We start from the raw sequence: 21726 nt of genomic DNA, 5'->3' as shown, positions 1-21726 counted from the left end.
CGTTTTTTAAGCAGAAGTCTCGCCGTTCCAAGCTGAATCAACAATCTATTATCAAAATATACAGAACGATGCAGGAGGTTGTATTTATGGGATATGAGTGGAGTCACCTTGTAGATAATATGTCTGAGCGTCTAGCGCCCAGTATGGCGAAAGACCATCCGAATTTGCCAGTTGTAAAAGAAGAAGGATGCTATTATTTCGGGGCGGATGGAAGAGAATATTTAGATTTCACATCAGGGATAGCCACGACAAATGTTGGTCACAGACACCCTAAAGTAGTAGAGGCGATTAAAGAAGGGGCTGATCAGCTCGGACATGGTCCTTCAGGCGTCATTATATATAAATCGATCCTGAAATTGGCAGACCGGCTTGCCGAAATAATGCCGGGAAACCTGGACTGCTTCTTTTTTGGAAACAGTGGAGCTGAAGCGGTGGAAGGAGCCCTTAAGCTTGCCAGACATGTGACAGAAAGACCTTATATTGTATCCTTTATCGGTGGTTTTCATGGCCGGTCGATGGGAGCGTTAAGTGTAACGAGTTCTAAAAGCAAATATCGGAAGTTTTTAAATCCGACGGGTTCTTATCAAATACCGTACGCTCAAGTAGATGAAAGTCCAGCTGGGGTCGATCCTGAACAGTATGTAGTGGATCAGCTTGAAAAAGATTTTGCCCGCTTATTTGCTCATCAGGTGACGCCTGAAGAAGTAGCTGCTGTGCTGGTAGAGCCGGTTCTTGGTGAAGGAGGTTATATCGTTCCTCCAAAAGCATGGCTTAAAAAGTTAAGAGAGCTGTGTGATCAGCACAATATTCTGCTTATTTTTGATGAAGTGCAGACCGGTTTCGGGCGGACAGGAGAATGGTTCGCTTCTCAAACATTTGATGTAACGCCTGATATTATGGCGATAGCTAAAGGAATTGCGAATGGTATGCCGCTTAGCGCTACAGTGGCATCTAAAGAACTGATGAAACAGTGGCCGCTCGGGAGTCATGCGACAACCTTTGGAGGGAATCCGATAGCGTGCTGTGCGGCAAATGCTGTATTAGACGTTATCGAAGAAGAAAATTTGCTGAAGAATGCGAGAGACACAGGGGCCTATGCTGCAGAGAAACTCCAGCAAATCAAACAAAACCATCCGGTTATCGGAAGGGTCCGGTCCGTGGGGTTAATGATTGGAATTGAAATCGTGAATCCTGCTACAGGAGAACCAAACAGTGAAGGGCTGTTTAAAATATTAGATGCCGCCCTTGAAAATGGCGTCCTTTTCTACTTTGGAGGCAATCAGACAGAAATTATCCGGATGATTCCTCCTCTGACCGTAACGAAACAGCAGATCGATGAAGGTCTGCAAATGTTCGAACAGGCATTAGCGGTATACGAAGAAGAGATAGAGGTTACTCAGTAATTAAAAAGCCGGCAGAGGAGTATTCCTTTGTGCGGCTTTTTTTCTATAGATCACAAAGCCGCAAAGTGTGCATAAGGTTGTTCATGAGTGGACAAACTATACCAAAATCTGTGCGGCCGGGTGAAGGATATGAAAATGTTATGTGTTGACGGTGGAGGAATTCGCGGAATAATTCCGATAGTGGTAATAAAGCAAGTTGAAGAAGAACTTGAACAGCCGATTGGAAGGTATTTTGATTTAGTGGCGGGAACGAGTACAGGTTCAGTTATTTCTGCGTCGATTGCTTTAGAACATCCGATGAAAGACGTATTGAAATACTACCAGCGCTATGCCAAGAAGATTTTTAAACGGCAGGCCCGAGTGGGATTAATGAAAAGTGTATATAAAGATGTAGAATTGAGGGAGCTCTTACAAGAGGTGTTTGGAGAGATCACAGTTTCGGATGTTGAGAAACCATTGCTTATACCGGCAGTAGATCTAACTCATGGAAATCCATATATTCATCGTTCCAGAGAAGTCGAGGGAAAATTAGATTCCATTAAATTATGGGATGCCGTCCTTTCTTCTTGTTCTGCCCCTGTTTACTTTCCACCGAATAATGTAGGAAGCCAGTATCTTTCGGTGGATGGAGGACTATGGGCAAATAATCCTTCCCTTGTGTGCATTACAGAAGCTCTTCATTATTTTAATCAATCACTGAATAATATACGTATCATATCCTTTGGAACGGGAAAGCAAGACATTAAATTCTCACATAACCACGGGAAATACTGGGGCCTGCGGCAGTGGATGCCTTTGAAATTTCCTTCCATTACTGCCAAACCCAAGCTGCTTGATTTAGCGCTGCACTTGTCGTCCGAGTCCGTTTCCTACCATTCCCGCCTTTTGCTTCAGAAAAATTATCTGCGTATTAATAAAGAGCTGACAGATGAAATTTCGTTTGATGAGATTGAAAGAATAGATGAAATGATAGACATTGGAAAGCAAATATATAAAGATCACCGTAAGGAAATCATCAACTTCATCACTTCTTAACATTTTTCGCCTATTCAGCTATTTATAAAGCTTAGAAAAGAGGTAAACAGAGATCTATAATTATGGCAGGGACAAAGAGCAGCAGAAGATGGATGAACCTGCCGCTCCTTTAAATAATTGTCAGTTAAATGAAGTTATTCATTAGCAGTGCCTAAAACCGCCACATACTGAAAATCATTATAAATAACAAACTCTTTTCCATTCCAGGTCAGGGGAGTCTGGACTAAACCCAGTCCATCGGCATTGTATCGTCCGGCAATACGCTGAAACGCAAACAGTTCGAATACGCCGTCTCCATTAAAATCAATTGGATAGGCCGTATTCAATCCGGATACAAACCCTTGAACCGGTGCTTTTAACTCGCCATTTGGCAGATAGATTTCCGACAGATAATCTTCTCCCCGATTACTTATATCAATAATAAATGAGGTATTTAACGTCTGGTTGGTAACCAGAACTTTATAATTGTTCTGATACATGACGTCGTAGAGATACTGGTCGTTAAACGTTTCATAATTAAAGATTTCGTCAGCTTCGTTATTTAAAAAAGAATAAATATAGTAAAAATAAAATCCGCCGCTTCCACCGGAATTAATACTTATTAAAATGTCATCGACTTGATCGCCTGTAAAATCTCCTAGAAAAAGAGAAGGTTCATAACCAGCATTGGAAGCTAATGGAACACTGTAGAAAGCTTGTGTTCGTCCATCTTGTATGACAAGGGTAATTTCTGTAGTAAACGGGCTGCCTGTACCGTTTGGTTTCTGTCCGGTGAGATAAACGTTATCAGGAACACCGTCTCCATTTACGTCTCCTCTGGCAAAAGCAACGATGGTCGGCTGGCGAAAAGGTGCTCTCTGGTTTATTGAATACATAAGCTCCTTCCTCTCATACATCCTTAAATTGGGCTTAGGCCATTATATGCTCTACCTGAAAAAAGAGTTAATGAAAGCTGTACTTACGCTTTGTGTAGACGTCTCCTTTATGTTTGGTATATGCTAAAGTCATTACGGAAATAAAGGAGCGGGAATCATGTCGATTCGGAAACGGTTTGTGCGGTCGAACGTTGCGATCGTAATTATACCAAGTTTACTATTCTTATTAATTGAAGGTTATCTTCTTTTATATATGTTAGACTTTGGCGGAAGTGGTGAAGGGAATCAGCACCTTACCTTTACATTCATTCATCTTATCGGATGGCTTTTGCTTCTACTTATCAGCAACAGTTTGTTTATCTATTATGTAGGTAGATATATACTTAAACCGATGAAGAAGCTTACACAGGCTTCCGAAGAAATCAGTTCAGGACAGCTGGATACTCCTTTCGTTCGGATGAGGAAAGATGAGATTGGAAAGCTGTCGGATTCTTTTGAGGAAATGAGGCTGCAGCTTATAGAGTCGCTGGAAGTGAAAGAAAAGTACATGGAAAATCGTCGGAAGCTGATTGACAATTTGTCCAACGACTTAAAGAATCCAGTAACTTATATGAAAGAGCAGGTGGAGGAAATCCGTTCACATGACCGTCCTCTGCCGGAACAGGTGAAGACACCTATTTCGAATATTCACATGAAGACAATCGTCATTGAGCGGATGATTGACGAACTTTTTCAGCATTCCCAATTAGATATGGGAAGACTCTCCTTTCGATATAGAAAAGTAGATATGCGCGAATTTTTAATAGAAGTCATGGCTGAGTTTGAAACGGAATGGGATGAGGTCGTCTTTACGTTTAAAGCGGAAGAGGTCAAACCTTATTTTGCAAGAATAGACACTGATCAATTAAGAAGAGTCTTAGTCCATATCATGAACAACAGTCTTAAATATATGGATAAAGAGGAGAAGAAAATAGATATCCTTCTGAAGGAAAAGAAGGGGGAGATTACGGTAGAAGTTACGGATAACGGCCACGGGATTCTGGATAATGATCTGCCTCATATCTTTGAATTGTTCTATCAGTCAGAAGAGACGAAGAAGTTTATTGAAGGGGGAAGCGGGCTCGGGCTGCCGGTTTCCAAGAGAATTATTGAAGAGCACGAAGGAATGATGAAGGCGGCGAGCAGAATTGGACACGGGACAACGATCAGCTTCACCCTGCCTGCTTACCAATAAAATTTTATGAAGGAAAAGAATAATAACCAAAAAAATCAGGCTGCCGAAACTATTCAGGCAGCCTGAAAGGAGCCTTTAGCAGGCTCCTTTTATATGCGATTAAACCCTTCCTGTTCGAGGAAGTTAGCCGCTTCACTATAAGAATTGAAAGTTCCTTCGAGCGTTTCTTCGGCATACACGTTGTACCCATCATCTTCGCGCATAAGTACTAGAGATTGTCCAGAGCGGTTCAACCATTCTTCCATAATCGGATTTTTCTCAGCAGGTGTCTTTGACAAGGAGTCAATAGCTTCTCTAATAATGGTGCGAAGCTCGTTTTCATTATAGTCCCGGATATTCACCATTCCACGGTCATCTGTTTCACAGCCTTCGATTTCAGCACCATAGACAAAACCATTGCGGTTAGGGTGTAAGTGATAAACGACATTCTTTTTATCATAAAGACTTTCTTCAAAGTGAAAATTCACTCGTCCAAGAGAGATAGGGCTTTTCTTAAGTTCTTTAAATTCTTCAATAATACTTAATTTTTCTTCAAAAGTGAGCATAGTAACCTCCAGCACTAGTAATTGATTCATTATAGCATAGACAAAAGGGCGAGAGCATGTAGTGATTAGAAAAGACGAATAATGGAGGAGTGCGTGAGATGTATTTAACAGTAAGAGAAACTGCAGAGTACCTTGATGTACCGGTGACGCATGTGGAAAGACTGGTGCAAACAGGAAAGATCCGTTCGGTTTTTGACGGTGAAAAAGATATGATTAATAAGCAGCAGTTTGATACGTATTTTCAGCAGATAGAAAAGTACAGGGAATCAATGATTGAATATTTAAGTGAACCACTTCCAAAAGACAGAGATATCAAAGATGAAGATTAAAGCAGAGCAAAGATTACCTTTGGGGATAGCACCTTTATAGGTGAGGTTTTATTTAAGTTAATAAAAGTAAGGCAGACGCCAGGATAGGTGAAAGAGAGTTTCTCTTTGCAAGACGGAGGTGCGACACTCCTGCTTTAAAAAACGGCCTGCCGACACCCCGCAGCTAGCGAGGAGGCTTGGCAGGTCGTCCGCGGAAAGGGAGTCGTCTTCTCTCACAGAAGCCGCCGGATATCATAGCCAAAAAAAGCAGAGCAAAATTTGCTCTGCTTTCACTTTATTTTCTTACAGCAATAGCTTCAATTTCAACTTTGGCTCCCTTAGGCAGCTTTGCTGCTTGGATCGCCGCTCTAGCAGGATAAGGCTCACTTAAAAAGCTGGCATACACTTCGTTTACTACAGCGAAATCATCCATAGAATCCATAAAAATATTTGCCTTTACAATATGTTTATAACTTAGTCCAGCTTCTTGGAGAATAGCACCGATATTTTTCATCACTTGTTCAGTTTGTTCTTTCACATTATCTGATACAAATTCCATAGTTTCAGGGTCGAGCGGGATCTGTCCGGAAATAAACAACAGGTCTCCTGTTTCCACAGCTTGAGAGTAAGGTCCGATTGCTTCTGGTGCCTGTTTTGTAGATAGTGATTTGAACATAAACATGCAGCTCCTTCATATGTAATACTCTCATCCTACCATGTACGGATTAAATCGAAAAGTTAATCATTTCCCAGGAAATATTGGCCGATCCTGTCGAATGCTACTTAGCGGTTCCATTTACTTAATTTATAATAGTAAAAGGTATTATCAAGGATTATGAAGAAATAGTGCATGAGAGGTGGATGATTATGATTATTAGGCATATTACACCTGCAGATGCGCCTGCTTTCCTGCAGCTGATCAACAAGGTGGAAAAAGAGTCTGAGTATATGTTAATGGAACCAGGTGAGAGAGATTCCAATATTGAAGAAGAAAAAGAAAAAATTAAAAAGATCACCAGTATGCCGAATTCTACGATTATGGTCGCAGAACTGGATGGCAAGCTTAAAGGATATATTATAGCTATTGGAGGCCAAGCCATTCGTAACAAGCATTCCGTTTATTTAGCGGCTGGAGTGGATCAAGGGTATCGGGGACAAGGGATGGGGACAAAACTCTTTAAAGCAATTGAAAAATGGGCAGTGTCAAAAAAAGTTCACGGCTTGAACTGACGACAGCCGTAGATAATAAGCCGGCTGTTCACCTCTATCAAAAAGCAGGCTTTGAAATTGAGGGGGTAAAAAAAGATTCTCTTAAAATCAATCATACCTTTGTAGACGAGTGTTATATGTATAAACTCATAGAAAGCTAGGCCATTTGTTTTCCATATTTCCTAAAAAATGTTCCGCAGAATTCCGTAAATCGACACTTTCTGTAATAGATCATTAAGCATATAATAGAGTAGGCAGTTTTGTTTTAGGGGGGTAAATATGTTAAACGGATATAGCTTTAATGATGACACACAGCGTAAGAAGAAATTTAATATGATTTCTCTCGTATTATTTGCGATTTTTATAGTTATGTTCACACTTATGGTAACTGGGTTCAGTTACTGGGGACTTGGAAAGATTGCGTTTGTTCTTATGCTTGTTTTTCCACTTTCAGGAGGACTAATTGCTTTTAAAGGAACTGGATTTTTAAAGTGGCTTCTAATCTTACTTAATTTCTTCGCGTTTCTTTTAATGGTATATATTTTATTGGCAGCTATTGGGATAGGTGGAATGTAAAAAAAGGGGGGAATGGTTAAACCATTCCCCCTTTTTATTATGGAACCTGTTATGTAACAATCATTTGAAATATGACAGAATTTTCATTAAACTTAAATGTAACCGCTTTTATGGAAGGGGAATTAAGCACATGCATGTGCCATTAGTATTAACCGATTGTTTAGACAGAGCTGTAGAATTATATGGTGAAAAAGACGCTGTTATAGGTGATGACAGAACGTTGACTTACCGTCAGTTAAATGAACGAGTGAACCAGCTTTCAAGAGGCCTGCAGGATCTCCAGGTGAAAAAAGGAGATAAGATCGCTTATTTGGCTCCTAACACTTTGGAAATGCTCGAAGGCTTTTATGGGGTTTTTCAAGTCGGCGGGGTCATGACACCGTTAAATACTAGATTAAAGCCGGCTGATTATAAGTTTATTCTGACTCATAGTGAAAGCAAGGTCTTATTTGTTGATGAGGAACTCTACCCGCTGGTCGAGTCGGTCATACACGAAGTACCCTCTTTGGAAAAAGTAATTATTCATGGGGAAGCTAAGGAAGGATATGAAAGCTATGAACGGTGGAGAGACCAATTTTCTTCTGAACCTGTTGACCGGGTTCCGTTAGAAGAGACAGATATAGCAAGCTTGCTTTATACAAGTGGAACGACAGGAAATCCTAAAGGAGTGTTACTTTCCCACCGTTCTAATTATTTACATGCCTTATCTACGATGCATCATTTAAGAGTGTCAGACCAGGATACTTTGCTCCACGTTCTTCCTATGTTTCACGTGAATGGGTGGGGTTCGCCCTTTTACTATACGATGAACGGATCCACACAAGTAATGCTGCGAAAAACAGATCCAGAAGTCATTTTAAATAAAGTAAAAAATCACAACGTCACCGTCATGCATATGGCCCCGACTGTATTAAATATGATCTTTGAGCAATATGAATCTCAAAAGCCGGAAATCGACCAAGAGGTCCGGGTGGTCATTGCGGGTTCCGCTCCTCCGCCGGCTTTTGTGAGAAAAGTGGAAGAAGACTTGGGCTGGGAGTTTATCCAAGTATATGGAATGACCGAGATTACACCGCTCGTTACAACGACAATCTTACGGTCTTCCGAGCAGGACTTATCTGCGGAGGAAAAGTACCTTCTTAAAGCAAAAACAGGTTACTCTATGATAGGCTCTAAAGTAAAAGTTTTTGATGAGCTTGGAGAACCTGTGCCGCACGATGGGAAAACGATTGGTGAGATCGCCACAAGGTCCAACAACGTAATGGAAGGGTATTATAAAAATCCGGAAGCGACGAATGATACGATCCGCGATGGCTGGCTCTATACAGGGGATATGGCCGTAGTGGATGAACACGGTTTTATTGAGATCGTCGATAGAAAAAAGGATGTCATCATCAGCGGCGGAGAAAATATTTCTTCTATTGAAGTAGAAGCGGCACTTTATGATCATCCTTCCATTTTAGAAACAGCCGTGATTGCCGTGCCGCATGAAAAATGGGGAGAAGTTCCTCACGGGGTCATCGTCGTACGTGATGGCCACACGCTTTCAGAAGAAGAATTAACGTTATACTGCAGGGAAAAGCTTGCACATTTTAAAGTGCCGAAAAGCTTTTCGTTTGTGGTGGAATTACCTAAGACGGCCTCTGGAAAAATTCAAAAAGTGAAGCTTAGAAAAGAATTTTGGAAAGACCAGGATAAAATGGTTAAATAATTAAGGAAGCTGTCTCTAAATGGAGACAGCTTTTTAAAACTAATGGAAAAGTTAAATTTTTTAAGAGAAGGGTAAATGTAACCGTATAGGAGGTTTCTAGAAAAATGAAAGAAAAAACAAAACGGCCGGTTATTGCCCTTACCGGGGCAAGTGGATATATAGGAAGTAACCTATTAGATAAAATTACAAAATATGCTGATGTGATTGCTCTTTCGAGAAACGGTGATCAGAAAGAAGACAGCGCTCATGTGACATGGCGTTCCTGTGACTTGTACTCGCTGGATGACGCAGAAAAAGGGTTAGAAGGAGCGGATATTGCGGTTTATCTCGTTCACTCGATGCTGCCATCGGCGAAGCTGACGCAAGGGACTTTTGAAGATATGGATGTCATCCTAGCCGATAACTTTGCCCAAGCTGCCAGGAAAAATGGAATAAAACAAATCGTTTATTTAAGCGGTATCATCCCTAAGGCTAAAAGGCTGTCGCGGCATTTAAGGAGCAGGCTGGAAGTCGAAGAGGTCTTAAGAGCTTATGGCGTTCCGGTTACTACCATCAGAGCCGGGCTGATCGTCGGGCCAAAAGGGTCTTCTTTCCCTATTTTAGCCAAGCTTGTAAAAAGGCTTCCCGTAATGGCGCTGCCAAAATGGACGAGGATTAACACACATCCGATTGCCTTACCAGACGTACTCACTGCCCTTGATAAAAGTATCGATAACGAGAATCTTTCCGGCAAGGCCATTGATGTAGGGGGGCCTGATATTATGACTTACAAAGATATGATGATCCAGACAGCACAAGCCATGGGCAAGAAGCCGAGGCTTTTTGATGTCCCATTTATTACGGTTAAATTATCCCGTCTATGGGTCAGCATAACGACGGGGTCTCCTAAGGAAATGGTTTATCCCCTCATCGAAAGCCTGATTCATCCGATGACAGCAGATACAAGGAACATGGAGGAGGAAGTGAGCTATGGTAAAATGACTTTTAAAGAATCGGCTGAATGGTCTTTAAAAAAGGAAGAAAAGCAATCAGCGTCAAGTAAGAAAAAATCCAAAGCTCCTAAACGACAGCAGGATGTCCGGTCCGTCCAGAGAATTGAGCTTCCTGAAGGAAAAGATGCACAATGGGCTGCCCGGCATTATATCCAGTGGCTGTCGGATAAGTTCTCACCCCTCGTCACAGCTGAAGTTGATGATCAAAGAAACTATAAAATTAAGCTTACCTATCCGAAGGAGCCCCTTTTAAAGCTGTCCTATTCGAAAGAAAGAAGTACAGCAAATAGAGCCTTATACTATCTGACCGGTGGAGTTTTCTTTGATCCGAAGAAGAATAAAAGAGGGCGACTTGAATTCAGACAAATACCCAACACTTCACAATGTATCGTTGCGATACACGACTATCTTCCATCCTTGCCGTGGTTTATTTATAAATACACCCAGGCAAAAGCTCATCTGTTCGTTATGTATTTATATCGCAAACATTTGCAGGCAATGGGTACAACATCCAGCAGCCGGGATATTAGAGAAAAAGAATGGCAGATATCTTAGCACCTAAGCCCGGAAAAAAGCCGGGCTTTCATACTGGGATAAGGAGAAGGATACAAATGAAGCTGCAGGACAAATTTGTGCGAAATGTAAAATCAGCCTGTCCTAAAACTGGAGAGAAGTGGCTGAACGAGCTCCCTGAGCTTTTAAAGTACTGTGAATATCATTGGAACCTTTCGATACATGCTCCTTTCGAGCTCTCCTATAATTATGTGGCACCTGCTGTAAGAAAGGATGGGAAGGAAGTGGTGGTTAAGCTTGGGCTGCCCGAAGACGGACACAGTGATGAGCGAGAAGCACTGCAAATTCTAAACCCTGAGGGAATTGTCCAATTGATCGATGAAGATCCACATAGGCGGATTTTAATTCTTGAGAAAGTAAGCCCTGGCACGATGCTTGCCGAGCTTGAAGATGATGAGGAAGCCACGAGGATAGCAGCCGATGTTATTGAACAATTAACTGTTCCTAAGCCTGCTGGGTGCCGTCTGTATTCCACGAAAAGCAGGGAAGAGAATCTTAGGATTATCTATCAAAATTCCCCGAATGGACTGGGGCCAATCTCAAATGAAACTCTTCAGGAAGCGTTACAGATCTTTACATATTTGAATCAATCGATGAGTCATTTATATGTTTTACATGGCGATTTTCACCACTATAATATACTGCAAAGAGGAGGCAATTGGGCAGCGATAGACCCTAAAGGACTCGTAGGCGAGGTGGAGTATGACCTTGTTCAGTATTTATTGAATTGCATGCCGCCTGATGCTGGAGAATTGAATATTATTAGAAAAAGAATAGATCTGTTCACGGATAAGCTAAACTTAAATAAAGAGCGTTTCCTCATGTGGGGGTTTGCTCATACGGTTCTTGCCACGTCCTGGTCAGTTAATAAACAAACAGAGGAGTACAGCGAGAGCTTCTATAAAGGAATTAATATTTTTCAAAAGCTTTATTACGATAATTTTCATCATTCGATGGCAGAAAAAATTAAATCACTTTGATAGTTTATGAAGAAACGGGAAGGGAACGATAAGATAAAATTCTTAATTAAAAGGAGAAGTTTATGAGACTAGCATTTATTTCAGATATTCACGGCAATGCCCAAGCTTTAGAAGCGGTATTAGCAGATCTTAAAAAAAGAGAAATAGACAGGTTGTTTGTCCTTGGAGACCTTGCTTTTAGAGGATTGGAGCCTGAACGATCTGTTCAAATGGTACGAGAGCTCGATGCTAAGGTTATAAAAGGGAATGCAGATGAGTGGGTCGTACGCGGCGTCCAGCACGGGGAAGTTCCCGATGAAGTTATCGATGACATGAATGAGGAGAAGGAATGGACCACTAATAATATGAGTAGTGAGTCCGTCTATTACTTAGACCAGCTGCCAAGTGAAATCAATGAAGATTATGAAGGTGTTCATATTCACGGGTTTCACGCTGCCCCAGATGACTTATTTGAAGTGGTCCAGCCATCATCAACAAAGGAGACCATGAAAGAAAAGCTTATGAAGAATGATAAAGCAGATATCTATATCTACGGTCATATCCATAAGCCTTATGTCCGTCATATCGATGGGAAAATTATTATAAATACAGGCAGTGTCGGGCTGCCATTTGACGGGCTCGCCCAGCCTTCTTATGCAATGGTTGATATTGAAGAAGAAGGAGTCCAGGTGTCGATTATACGAACAAGCTACGATCTGGAGGAAACAGTGGAAGACGTTAAATCCTCTGATTACCCTCAAAAGAAATTGTTGAGTAATCTGTTAATGAATGCTTCTCCTGCAGGCTGACCATTTTTCAGAAAAAATGGATTTTTTATTGGTATCGTTTACAAAGTTTTACTGAAAAAATGACCGGGTATCTCCGCATATGTATTAATTTTTATATCTATTCAGGAGGTCCTTGTCATGTCAAAAGGAAAAAGTATTCATGCGTTAATCATACTCATGTTTACTCAATTTATATCAGGTGGAGTTACAAATACGAAAGGAATTGTCTTAGATCAAGTAGAAAATGATCTTGGTCTCGATATGGGCGAGTTCGGTTTTATCGTTTTTATCTTCCAGCTCGGGTTTACTTTAGCTAGTGTAATCATCGGCTATTATACCGATAAAAAAGGTTTGCGCACGATGACGATTATTAGTGCGATTGTGATGGCCCTTGGATTTGCAGGTACGGGTGCGGCGCCTAATATTATGTTTTTCTTAGGCTTTTATATGATTATTGGATTTGGTTTAGGGGCGCTTGGTGTAGCTTCTAACGCTATTGTACCGGCTGCTTATCCTGATAAGCAAAGACAAATGTTTAACTACGCGATGGGTGTTTATGGACTTGGGATGGTTCTCTTCCCGCAGATTCTAAACTATATGTTCCAATTTGCTTCATGGCGCGTTTTCTATGTAGGGATTGCAGTGGCAATCGTAGGCATTATTATTTATATTACTTCTGTATCATTTCCAACAGGCAAAGCTGAAAAAGTTGATCTTAAGGCATTCATTCCGATGTTAAAAGACGCACAGTTTGTTTTCCTTATGGTGTTCCTAATGCTTCAGGTATCTGCAGAAGTATCGTTTACCAACTTCTTTCCGAGTTATTTAAAATCACTCGACCTCGGAGGATTATCACAGTCTGCTAAGGAAGACATGGTAGCTGCAATTCTGTCGCTGTTTTCTATATTCTTTATGGTTGGACGGCTGGGAGTCGCTTATCTATCGAATTGGGTAAATGAACGTAAGATCCTAATCACTTTCTCGGCAGGATCGGTTATTATGGTAGGAATCAGCTTCCTATTTGCAAACAGCTTCCCCTATCTTTTTGCGGGAGCCGGCCTGTTCTTCTCAACATTATTCCCGACAGCTACAGCTTTTGGTACACAGCTGTCTAAAACGAGCGGTTCCGCGCTGGGATTAATTTATATTGCTTCAGGAATCGGCGGAGGTATTGCCGGTTATATCGTAGGATTGGCATCTGAAACGTTTGGTCACACAGGCGGATTCGGTGTCGTGCTTATCTTCCTAGCGCTTATGTTAGTGATGTCTCTGTTCCTAAACAGTGAAAAATCCAGTCAACAAGAGCAGGCTCGCTCAGCCTCATAAAAAATACCCTGAAGAATCTTTAGAAGATTCTTCAGGGCTTTTTAATGTGTAAAATAAGCGTTGATAATCATTTGTACTGTCTGTGGCGGCAGGTTTAGATGTTTAACACCTGTACCTTCTATTAACCTTTGAGTGTTTTCATCACGGAAGGACACATTGCCCGCTAAATAAACACTGAAAATATCGACCATGCCATTCAATTGTTTTTCTTCTTCACTGAGCTCATAATCACCCTGGCTGTTTATTAAATCAAGCTGCTCAAATTGAAGAGCTTCTTTGAACATTTTCATGATCTCATAATTAGTCGGAGGATTAGGATTCGTGATGTTGTAAATCGTATGAGGTTCAGCTTTCGTCACAGCTAAACTTAGTATATCCGCTACATAATCAACAGGTACAAAGTTAGAAGTACCCTCTTGATTGGCTATTACCCGATACTTTTCATCTTTGTTGGCATCACTTTTTCTCATCATACGGCGTTTAAAGATATCTAAAGCTCTCATGAAACCATACAGTGTAAATTCAGAATCAGCTTCCCCGGTTTTAGAATCACCGACGATAATCGCCGGACGAAAAATCGAGACATCCATTTGATTACCATAAGAAAAAACAAGGTGCTCTGACTTGACTTTACTTGCTTCATAAGGGTTATGATACTCAGCGTCCAAGGGATAGAGCTCTTCGACACCATGGCTCTTTTTACCAACCGTATAGGCTGTACTGATATAGAAGAACTTCTTCACCGCAAGCTCTTTCGCAAGCTCTAAGGTGTTTAACGTACCTGTATAATTAATCTCGAACAATTCATCGCTGAGCTCTACATCAAACTTCACGAGGGCAGCCGAGTGATAGAAACAATCAATCTTGCCTTTCAGCTGATTAAAAGTTTCTTCAGTTATTCCACAATTCGGAGAAGTAATATCTCCCTCCAAAATGTGAATTCTCTTCTGGTTCTCTTCTGAAAAAGATTCTACGAGCTGTCTGGCTTTTCCTAAATTGCGAACTAAAAGATAGACATGATGATCTGTATCTTTCATTAAGTTTTGAATTAATTTACCACCTAGAAAACCAGTCGAACCTGTTAAAAATATATTCAAATCATTCACTCCTGTTTCGGCTTTTCTAAGAAATCTGTTTGGCCGGCTTCACTTTATGATTCCGATTCCCTTTAAGAAAGTCGAGAGTGATCCGATTAAATTCTTTGTACTTTTCAATGTTACATACGTGGCCGCACTTTTCAATAAGCTTTAAGCTGGCATTTATATCCTGCTTAATGTCTTTCTTAAGATTGTTTAAGAAAAGGTGGTCCTCGCTCCCTGAAACATAAAGTTTAGGAATTTTGTCAGTAAGTTTTGGTACCAGGTCATAACTTTTAGCCACTCGATGAGCGATGTTAAACCATCCAATAAAATCTTCACGCTTCATTTTCTTCGCTTCTTTGATGAACGTATCCCTGGATTGTTTATGATTTGCTTTAGGCATAATGATAAACGCGAAAAGATGATACAGCCATAAATGAGGCGTAATTGACTTGATCATTTTTCCAACAAAAAGAAGAACTTTAGAGATGAAATTAAATTCTGTAATTGCTCCCGTGAGCACAGCACTGATTACTCGGTCAGGGTGGGATTTCATCAAGTAGTGAATCATAACGGATCCGAGGGATACTCCAATGAAATGGGCTCTCTCAATTTTTAAAATATCCAATGTTGCGATGATATCTTCAACTACGGCTTGTTCAGAGAAAGCATTACCGTATTTATCTATTCCAAATGATTTGCCATGACCCGGCAAATGGATCGTAATCACATTGAAGTGGTCCTTATAGAACTTTAATTGTTTCGCAAAAATATTCGAGTTTCCACCTATTCCATGAAGTAAAACGAGGTATTCTTTACTGTTATCTTTGCTGTAAATTTTATAATCTAACACGAGGGGGTCCTCCTGTATTTATTTCTTTCTGTTAACCAGTCTCTTTATGACTAACTTCGACAGATTAATCTGCCTCCCCTCATAGTAAAGCATAGAAGCGCCCTGTGCTAGTATTAATAGGTGAATTCTTTAATTTTTTGTGAACTTTGTGATGAGCTCACAAATATTTTGGATGAGCGTGGTAATTTTGAGTAAAATTTAGGAAGGAAGGGAATGGATCGGAGGGATAGGCAGCTTGTTTTCAATCAGCCGGTTTTTTAGGTGAGCCAGCTGACTGTCGGCTTGAGTGATAGGGTTCGGCATCCCGGCTTCATTGTCATCGAGAATGCGAATCAGCTGATGGTTATCCATATCAATACTTTTTCCTGATTTTTGACTTCTAATATAAATATATACTTATTAGAAACGATGAGGGCATCGATAGTTGTACTAAGAAATCATTCAATAGGGGAAGGCGTACATCGTAGAAAATGTAAAGAAGTTAGATGCTGGAATGTGAGAGAGCCCGTAATGAAGGGATTCTTCTCTATAAGCACCAGCTTTCTGCCGGCCTAATAATTCTGAAATGGCTTCGTGCTTAGGATGGGAGGGGCTTATTCTGTGAAGTAAGGAAGGTGGCTGTTCTTGAAGGGAAGCAGTCAAACGCATCACTCCAATTAACTTTTTGTTTATTATATAGTATTTTCCTATAACTTGCTTTGCGTTCATCTGCTGTGCTATTTTATTAGTAATGCCACCCCATCGCTAAAGCGACTGCGGGAACTTAACCATTCTCTTATGGGGTGGCAGGTTACATAAGGCGGGCGAGACTCAATGCTGAGTCTCGCTTTTTTTGTTAGCGTTACTAATTGTTTCCATTGAAAACGCTTCAAAATATAGAGAAAAAAGAAAAAATATAAAATTTTCAGAAATATGGTTGTTATTGTCGATGGACCGGTATAGAATACTCCTTACATTGATTTTTGAGAGGAGGCTCAGCGATGCTCACATTTGTTGCATCCATTTTATTATTAATCGCAGGTTACATGATCTACGCAAAGGTGGTTGAGCGAATTTTCGGCATTAATGACGAAAATCCTACACCTGCTTATACACACAAAGACGGCTTTGACTATACACCAATAAGCTGGTGGAGAGCGAGTTTAATCCAATTGCTAAATATCGCTGGGCTTGGACCTATTTTCGGAGCAGTTATGGGAGCATTGTATGGTCCTGTAGCGTTTATCTGGATCGTCATCGGCTGTATTTTTGCAGGAGCCGTACACGATTATTTCAGCGGTATGATGTCAGTCAGATATAAAGGGGCCCAGTTCCCGACGATTGTTGGTAAATTTCTTGGGAAAAACGTTCAGGCTTTTATAAATGTTTTCTCTATTGCTTTAATGGTGCTTGTTGCAGCTGCCTTTACGGCAGGTCCAGCTGAACTCGTAACCCAGCTGACACCTTTAAACTTTCTTACCTCATTAGCTATTATCTTTGGTTATTTCTTAATAGCAACGTTACTTCCGGTCCATAAAATCATCGGCCGCATTTATCCGCTTTTGGGAGCTATCCTGATTTTTATGGCGGTATCTATCGGAATCGGGTTATTTTTCTTTGATAATCCTGTGCCTAATTTAGCGTTAAGCAATCTGCATCCTGGAGAGCTGCCTATCTGGCCGCTGATGATGGTGACCATTTCCTGCGGGGCGATTTCCGGATTTCACAGTACGCAAAGTCCGATTCTTGCACGAACGCTGAAAAAGGAAAGTGAAGGACGTAAAGTATTCTATGGAGCGATGATTGGAGAAGGAGTCATTGCACTTATTTGGGCCGCTGCGGGTATGGCCTTCTTCGGCAGTACAGGCGGACTTCAAACAGCTTTAGATGCAGGGGGACCTGCTGGAGTTATTAATGAAATCAGTTCCACTACGCTCGGAACGTTTGGCGGGATTCTCGCTATACTTGGAGTCATTATTCTTCCAATCACTACAGGGGATACAGCTCTTCGCTCTTCACGAATGATGTTAAGCGAACTTCTGCGTAAAAAAGATTCCAATCAATCACCTAGTAAACTTAAAAATGGTCTTCTCGTGCTAGTCGTGGCGACGCCTGCTTTTTATCTATCTACGATTGACTACACGTTCTTATGGAGATATGTGGGGTGGTCCAATCAGGTAGTAGCTACCATCATGCTCTGGACAGCAGCTATTTATCTGCTGGAAAAACAGAAATTCCACTGGATTTGCAGTGTACCGGCTCTGTTTATGACGGGTGTTGTGAGCACTTATATTTTTTATGCTCCTGAAGGTTTCGGGCTTCCATATGATGTATCCATGTGGAGCGGCGCTGTCATTTGGGTAGCCGTTTTAACCTGGTTCATTAAAAAGTTGGTCCAAAATCATTCAGCTAAAAACAAAGAAGCGAAACTGGCTTCAGAAGCCAGTTAATATTTATAAGCTGCCTTTAGATAAGGCAGCTTATTTTTGGTTTTCTTCTTCAATATTAAATTTTTTAACAGCATGCAGAACTTGAATGCGCAGTTCCTGCTCAATATCGTCACGGTCTTCTGACGGGAATGTCGAGCTCAGCTTTTTAATTTTTGGTTCAAAACGCTGAATAAGATCACTCATGGCTTCCTGATGTTCTGCTTTAGCAAGCAAGAGTAAATAATATAAATTATTTTTCATCCTCTTTCTCCTCATTGATTAATTCTGTAACAGCATCCTCCAGCCGATTAATGCTTTTGTCTAATCGATATAAAATAAATGAAGCGACAACGATCGGAAACCCAAAACTTTCAACTGCAGAAACCCATAAGTCTAATCCCATAAAGGATGGCCTCCTTGCGTGTTTTTAAGTTTCATTCGTGCACGCTGGAAAGATTTTGATACAGACTGCTGAGAAACTCCCAGCTGATCGGCAATTTCCTTGAAGGTATACAACTCTACGGCATGCTTGTACATAATAAATTTCTGTCTCTGGGAAAGCTGCTTTAGCGCGTGATATAACTTTTTATTCTCGAACGTTTCAAACAGCGTATCGTAAGTTAATGAATCTTCATGGACAGGTGAGCTGTTATCTATGTGTTCAGCGTTCAATATATGAAGGTCTTTCCATGTCCACACCTTTTTTTGCTGATCCTTCGCCGCCCGCCATAAGGACGTGTTTAAATAGGTCACAAACTTCGCTTCAATCTTATTCTTAGACTCGTTGACATAATTATTGCGCGAAGACGATGGGACCGCTTCGTTTGCTTTGCTGATGGTTTTTTTCCCAACTGAATAGAGCGGGTTAAGGTTTTGTCCTGACTTTGTCATCTTCCAACCCTCCTTACTTAAGAATAAGGGATTTTGTTAAAATTTCACAACCTACTTACGAACTAGTGTTCGCATTTTATTATAAAAAAATACCCCTTTTAGTAAAAAAAGGGGAACAGTGTTATGAATTTTGCAGTTTTTTATACGCCCGACGATAGAGAAATAGCTGGACACAAGTGATTCCAATAAAAAGACCAATCACGACCGGCCATTGGAACGTACTGTTCCGTGCAGTTTGTAAAAGGTAATACAATATTACAGTTAGGAATCCTGTTAAGAAAGGATACGCGTACACTTGCCATTTTTTCATAAAAAACTCCTTTAGTTATGCTATGAATTACCTTACATTAATTGCCCTCCCAGGGCAATGGAGGGAGTCTGTTTGACTAACGAGCACCTAAAAACCCGGCAGTGACTTTTTTTAAAGTCTGCCGGGTTACTAACATTATTCTTGAATGAGACGGCCGTCGAATGCTTCATCTGGGTTAATCGTTTCGCCGCGATCTCTAATGTCTCTTAAGTAGTCTGCAAACAGTTCACGCTGGAAATCAGGATCGGATTCCCATTCTACTTCGCCAAAGGTATAGTAGCCGTCACCTGAACCAGTAGATAAGAAGTTATTTGTAACGACTGAGAAAGTTTCGTCATTTGCCTCGCCTTTCGTGTAAACAGGAGTACCATCCCATAATTCAATTGAAGATACCCGTTCGCCATCAGGCTGAGATGGATCATAAACAACGTTCATGCCAGAGAATTGAATCTGCATAAAGTTCCAATCATCTTCAGCTGGACCTTCTAAAATGTCCTTAATCTGCTCTCCGGTCATTTCGCTGGTCACATTATAGTTATCAAAAGGAAGGACGGAGAATACTTCGCCATATGTGATTTCACCAGAATTGATATTGTTACGGATACCGCCGCTGTTTTGGAAGGCAATATCAGTGCCGGCTCTTTCGCGCATAGCATCGGTAATCATGTTACCGAGCTGGCTGACTCCAAGGTCGCCATATTTGCGGTCGCGAGTGATTGGACCTTCAGTTGTTGCAACCACTTCGCTTTTAATTTCCTCCACTTGATCCTTATAGTAATCGACAATCTCGCGCACGTTTTCAGCTTCGCCAGCAAGGTGAGAATATGTTTCTAGCATGTCGACTTCTGAATGATAGATTTCTTTAGAATCACGATCGACGAACAGCTGAATATGTCCGATGGCTTCAGTATATCTATCTGCTTCTACAACAGGGATACTATTGATATGGCCGGCTACGCGTTCATGCGAATGGCCTCCTACTAGTGCATCAAGACCTCCATTTTCGGAAGCTGCCAAATCAGCCAGTTCACCCATAATTTCGTCCGTTGTTTCTTCATGCCAGCCGGGAAGGTGAGAGGTCACCATGACGATGTCCGCCCCTTTAGCTTTCATTTCTGCTGACAGCTCTTCAGCTATTGGAGCTGGGGTAGGGAATTCCAAGCCTTCCACGTGAGTAGACAATGTAGTTTCAGGTGTTTCGGTTGTAGCAAAGCCGATGATGCCTACTTTGTATCCGCCGATTTCAACTATCGTATAAGGCTGGGCCCAGTCTGGACGCTCGCCTGTTTCTTCTTCAAAAATGTTAGCTCCTAAAATTGGATAATTAGCATCTTCCATACGTTCTTTCAAGACGTCAATGCCCCAGTCGAACTCGTGGTTTCCTATAGAACCGGCGTCATATCCAATGGCATTTAACGTTTCAATTGTAGATAACCCATCAAACGAGTTAGAGATCAATGTTCCCTGCATCGTATCTCCGCCATCAACAACTACGGTTCCTTCTTCATTTACAGAGCGAAAGTCTTCTACAATTCCGCCAACTAAAGCCATTCCGCCTTGTTCATATTCGGGGTTTTCTTCAATGTTTCCATGAACATCATTGGTTGATAGAATATCGATGACATCAAATACAAGTGGTTTAAAAGATTTAGCGACTTCTTCACGTGATAGTGGTTCTGTCGGATTAAAATTTTCTTCAAAGCCAATATCGAAAGCTCCAGCTAAAACAGCGTAAGCGGCATAGGGCTTGGCTTCTTCTGGGATGGAGTCTGTGTCGTTAAAGTTGTTCAGTACTTCTAGATCAACTTCCGGGATCTCCCCATCATTCATCGCAAGCGTAAATACTTTCGCCATATCAATCTTAGTTATCGGCTCCTTTGGGTTAGCCCCTTTACCCTTATTAGAAGAGTCTGTGAAAAAGAGATCTTTAGCGTTTAAACCTTTCATTTCGTCGGCCCGCTGCAGCATCTTTTTAACTTCATTTCTCGTAATCTCTGCATTGTTATGTATGCTGCCGTTTTTCTTCATAATCTTTTGTTCGATCATCAATTCGGTATTGTTCATGTTGACTGTATCAAAGTTCGTATCCGCGCTGGCTGAATCTGCCTGAAATAGGGAAAAAGCGATCACCGGTGCAGCTAATACCGTCAATAACTGTTTCTTTTTCATAGGTTCCTCTCCTTAAAAAGTAATAGTAAACTATTACCAATGTAACAAAATGTTAACAATACAGGTATCAACCAATCTATCTAAATTTTCAGGGTAATTTATGTAGGTTTTTAAAGGAGCCTGTCTAACTATGTCATTAGGACTAGTTAGAGCAATAGTAGAAATGGATACACACTATAATAAATAGCTACGTTAATGGTGCCCTCTATGCACGGTCTTGACCGGTCCGTTTTTGCGCAGGGGTTTAGCAAACCTCCTCGTATCTAAAGGATAACCTCAAAATTATTTTCATTTAACAGAGCCTATAAGAAGAAGGTGGGATGAGGAACGTGAGTGTTAAATCTTCCATTTATAAAATATTAAGAATCTGGAATGATGTAGAGGCAGTAAGAAAGGGAAGAATAGGCCGGCGAATTGGGAGGAGAGCTGCCGGGAAGGTGTCTGGAAGGATCATTCGAACAATATTTAAGTAGAGAAATATA

24 protein-coding genes are annotated in these 21726 nt (G+C 41.0%); 12 read left to right on the top strand and 12 right to left on the bottom strand.

All coding sequences use genetic code 11. From position 1 onward, the window contains the following. Positions 1–86 precede the first annotated feature (86 nt). Entirely contained in the window at positions 87–1403 is a 1317-nt protein-coding gene (locus HUS26_RS12085) for an aspartate aminotransferase family protein (RefSeq protein ID WP_173917389.1), read from the top strand. Between the two features lie 87 nt (positions 1404–1490). Further along, on the top strand, positions 1491–2438 hold the full coding sequence (locus HUS26_RS12080) for a CBASS cGAMP-activated phospholipase (RefSeq protein WP_254434190.1): 948 nt from the start codon (positions 1491–1493) through the stop codon (positions 2436–2438). Positions 2439–2572: 134 nt separating this feature from the next. Here the strand turns inward: HUS26_RS12080 and HUS26_RS12075 are convergent, their stop codons facing one another. Next, the gene (locus tag HUS26_RS12075) at positions 2573–3313 is read right to left on the bottom strand and encodes a VCBS repeat-containing protein (RefSeq protein WP_173917388.1); all 741 of its coding nucleotides are present in this window, start codon (positions 3311–3313) and stop codon (positions 2573–2575) included. Positions 3314–3470: 157 nt separating this feature from the next. Here HUS26_RS12075 and HUS26_RS12070 point away from each other — a divergent pair, with 157 nt between their 5' ends. Beyond that, entirely contained in the window at positions 3471–4547 is a 1077-nt protein-coding gene (locus HUS26_RS12070) for a cell wall metabolism sensor histidine kinase WalK (protein WP_173917387.1), read from the top strand. Positions 4548–4636: 89 nt separating this feature from the next. On the opposite strand, the gene HUS26_RS12065 is transcribed toward HUS26_RS12070, so the two are convergent. Beyond that, positions 4637–5092 (bottom strand): hypothetical protein, encoded by a 456-nt coding sequence (locus HUS26_RS12065; protein WP_173917386.1) that lies wholly within the window; start codon positions 5090–5092, stop codon positions 4637–4639. Positions 5093–5190: 98 nt separating this feature from the next. Between HUS26_RS12065 and HUS26_RS12060 the strand changes: the two genes are divergently transcribed. Next, positions 5191–5421, top strand: coding sequence for an excisionase family DNA-binding protein (locus HUS26_RS12060; RefSeq protein WP_173917385.1), 231 nt, complete (start codon positions 5191–5193; stop codon positions 5419–5421). 274 nt (positions 5422–5695) lie between these two features. Here HUS26_RS12060 and HUS26_RS12055 read toward each other — a convergent pair whose 3' ends face one another. Continuing rightward, positions 5696–6076, bottom strand: coding sequence for a RidA family protein (locus tag HUS26_RS12055; RefSeq protein ID WP_173917384.1), 381 nt, complete (start codon positions 6074–6076; stop codon positions 5696–5698). A 191-nt stretch (positions 6077–6267) separates the two neighbouring features. Here HUS26_RS12055 and HUS26_RS12050 point away from each other — a divergent pair, with 191 nt between their 5' ends. The 7 genes from HUS26_RS12050 to HUS26_RS12020 all read left to right on the top strand — a co-directional run bounded on the left by HUS26_RS12050 (position 6268) and on the right by HUS26_RS12020 (position 13534). Further along, entirely contained in the window at positions 6268–6630 is a 363-nt protein-coding gene (locus tag HUS26_RS12050) for an N-acetyltransferase family protein (protein WP_371809581.1), read from the top strand. 258 nt (positions 6631–6888) lie between these two features. Beyond that, positions 6889–7185, top strand: coding sequence for a hypothetical protein (locus HUS26_RS12045; RefSeq protein WP_173917383.1), 297 nt, complete (start codon positions 6889–6891; stop codon positions 7183–7185). Positions 7186–7315: 130 nt separating this feature from the next. Further along, on the top strand, positions 7316–8896 hold the full coding sequence (locus tag HUS26_RS12040; protein WP_173917382.1) for a long-chain-fatty-acid--CoA ligase: 1581 nt from the start codon (positions 7316–7318) through the stop codon (positions 8894–8896). 104 nt (positions 8897–9000) lie between these two features. Then, a complete protein-coding gene (locus tag HUS26_RS12035) occupies positions 9001–10443 on the top strand; it encodes an NAD(P)H-binding protein (protein WP_173917381.1) in 1443 nt (480 codons plus the stop codon). A 56-nt stretch (positions 10444–10499) separates the two neighbouring features. Beyond that, positions 10500–11441 (top strand): aminoglycoside phosphotransferase family protein, encoded by a 942-nt coding sequence (locus HUS26_RS12030; protein WP_173917380.1) that lies wholly within the window; start codon positions 10500–10502, stop codon positions 11439–11441. Between the two features lie 62 nt (positions 11442–11503). Further along, positions 11504–12229, top strand: coding sequence for a metallophosphoesterase (locus tag HUS26_RS12025; protein WP_173917379.1), 726 nt, complete (start codon positions 11504–11506; stop codon positions 12227–12229). Between the two features lie 117 nt (positions 12230–12346). After that, positions 12347–13534 carry a sugar MFS transporter gene (locus tag HUS26_RS12020; protein WP_173917378.1) on the top strand — a complete coding sequence of 396 codons (1188 nt, stop codon included), beginning with the start codon at positions 12347–12349 and terminating at the stop codon, positions 13532–13534. A gap of 41 nt (positions 13535–13575) precedes the next feature. Here the strand turns inward: HUS26_RS12020 and HUS26_RS12015 are convergent, their stop codons facing one another. The 4 genes from HUS26_RS12015 to HUS26_RS20255 all read right to left on the bottom strand — a co-directional run bounded on the left by HUS26_RS12015 (position 13576) and on the right by HUS26_RS20255 (position 15888). Further along, the gene (locus tag HUS26_RS12015) at positions 13576–14631 is read right to left on the bottom strand and encodes an SDR family NAD(P)-dependent oxidoreductase (RefSeq protein WP_173917377.1); all 1056 of its coding nucleotides are present in this window, start codon (positions 14629–14631) and stop codon (positions 13576–13578) included. Positions 14632–14656: 25 nt separating this feature from the next. Beyond that, positions 14657–15466, bottom strand: coding sequence for an alpha/beta fold hydrolase (locus HUS26_RS12010; protein WP_173917376.1), 810 nt, complete (start codon positions 15464–15466; stop codon positions 14657–14659). Between the two features lie 198 nt (positions 15467–15664). Further along, positions 15665–15817 carry a hypothetical protein gene (locus HUS26_RS12005; protein ID WP_173917375.1) on the bottom strand — a complete coding sequence of 51 codons (153 nt, stop codon included), beginning with the start codon at positions 15815–15817 and terminating at the stop codon, positions 15665–15667. After that, on the bottom strand, positions 15799–15888 hold the full coding sequence (locus HUS26_RS20255; RefSeq protein ID WP_371809628.1) for a hypothetical protein: 90 nt from the start codon (positions 15886–15888) through the stop codon (positions 15799–15801). Before HUS26_RS20255 ends, HUS26_RS12005 begins: the two co-directional genes overlap by 19 nt. A 558-nt stretch (positions 15889–16446) precedes the next feature. On the opposite strand from HUS26_RS20255, the gene HUS26_RS12000 reads away from it, so the two are divergent. Further along, positions 16447–17895 carry a carbon starvation protein A gene (locus HUS26_RS12000; protein ID WP_173917374.1) on the top strand — a complete coding sequence of 483 codons (1449 nt, stop codon included), beginning with the start codon at positions 16447–16449 and terminating at the stop codon, positions 17893–17895. 30 nt (positions 17896–17925) lie between these two features. Here HUS26_RS12000 and HUS26_RS11995 read toward each other — a convergent pair whose 3' ends face one another. The 5 genes from HUS26_RS11995 to HUS26_RS11975 form a co-directional block, all read right to left on the bottom strand. Then, positions 17926–18135: a helix-turn-helix domain-containing protein gene (locus tag HUS26_RS11995; RefSeq protein WP_173917373.1), complete on the bottom strand. Its 210-nt coding sequence runs from the start codon at positions 18133–18135 to the stop codon at positions 17926–17928. Further along, a complete protein-coding gene (locus HUS26_RS11990; protein ID WP_173917372.1) occupies positions 18125–18277 on the bottom strand; it encodes a YvrJ family protein in 153 nt (50 codons plus the stop codon). Before HUS26_RS11990 ends, HUS26_RS11995 begins: the two co-directional genes overlap by 11 nt. Further along, positions 18268–18765, bottom strand: a complete 498-nt coding sequence (locus tag HUS26_RS11985; protein WP_173917371.1) for a sigma-70 family RNA polymerase sigma factor — start codon at positions 18763–18765, stop codon at positions 18268–18270. The genes HUS26_RS11990 and HUS26_RS11985 overlap by 10 nt, the downstream gene beginning before the upstream one ends. Positions 18766–18886: 121 nt before the next feature. Then, positions 18887–19075: a hypothetical protein gene (locus HUS26_RS11980; protein ID WP_173917370.1), complete on the bottom strand. Its 189-nt coding sequence runs from the start codon at positions 19073–19075 to the stop codon at positions 18887–18889. Positions 19076–19210: 135 nt separating this feature from the next. Continuing rightward, the gene (locus HUS26_RS11975; RefSeq protein ID WP_173917369.1) at positions 19211–21244 is read right to left on the bottom strand and encodes a bifunctional UDP-sugar hydrolase/5'-nucleotidase; all 2034 of its coding nucleotides are present in this window, start codon (positions 21242–21244) and stop codon (positions 19211–19213) included. Positions 21245–21726: the final 482 nt, after the last annotated feature.

It is taken from the genome of Halobacillus sp. Marseille-Q1614 (assembly GCF_902809865.1).
Classification (GTDB): Bacteria; Bacillota; Bacilli; order Bacillales; family Halobacillaceae; genus Halobacillus_A.
This window is presented reverse-complemented; position numbering and strand designations above follow the sequence as displayed.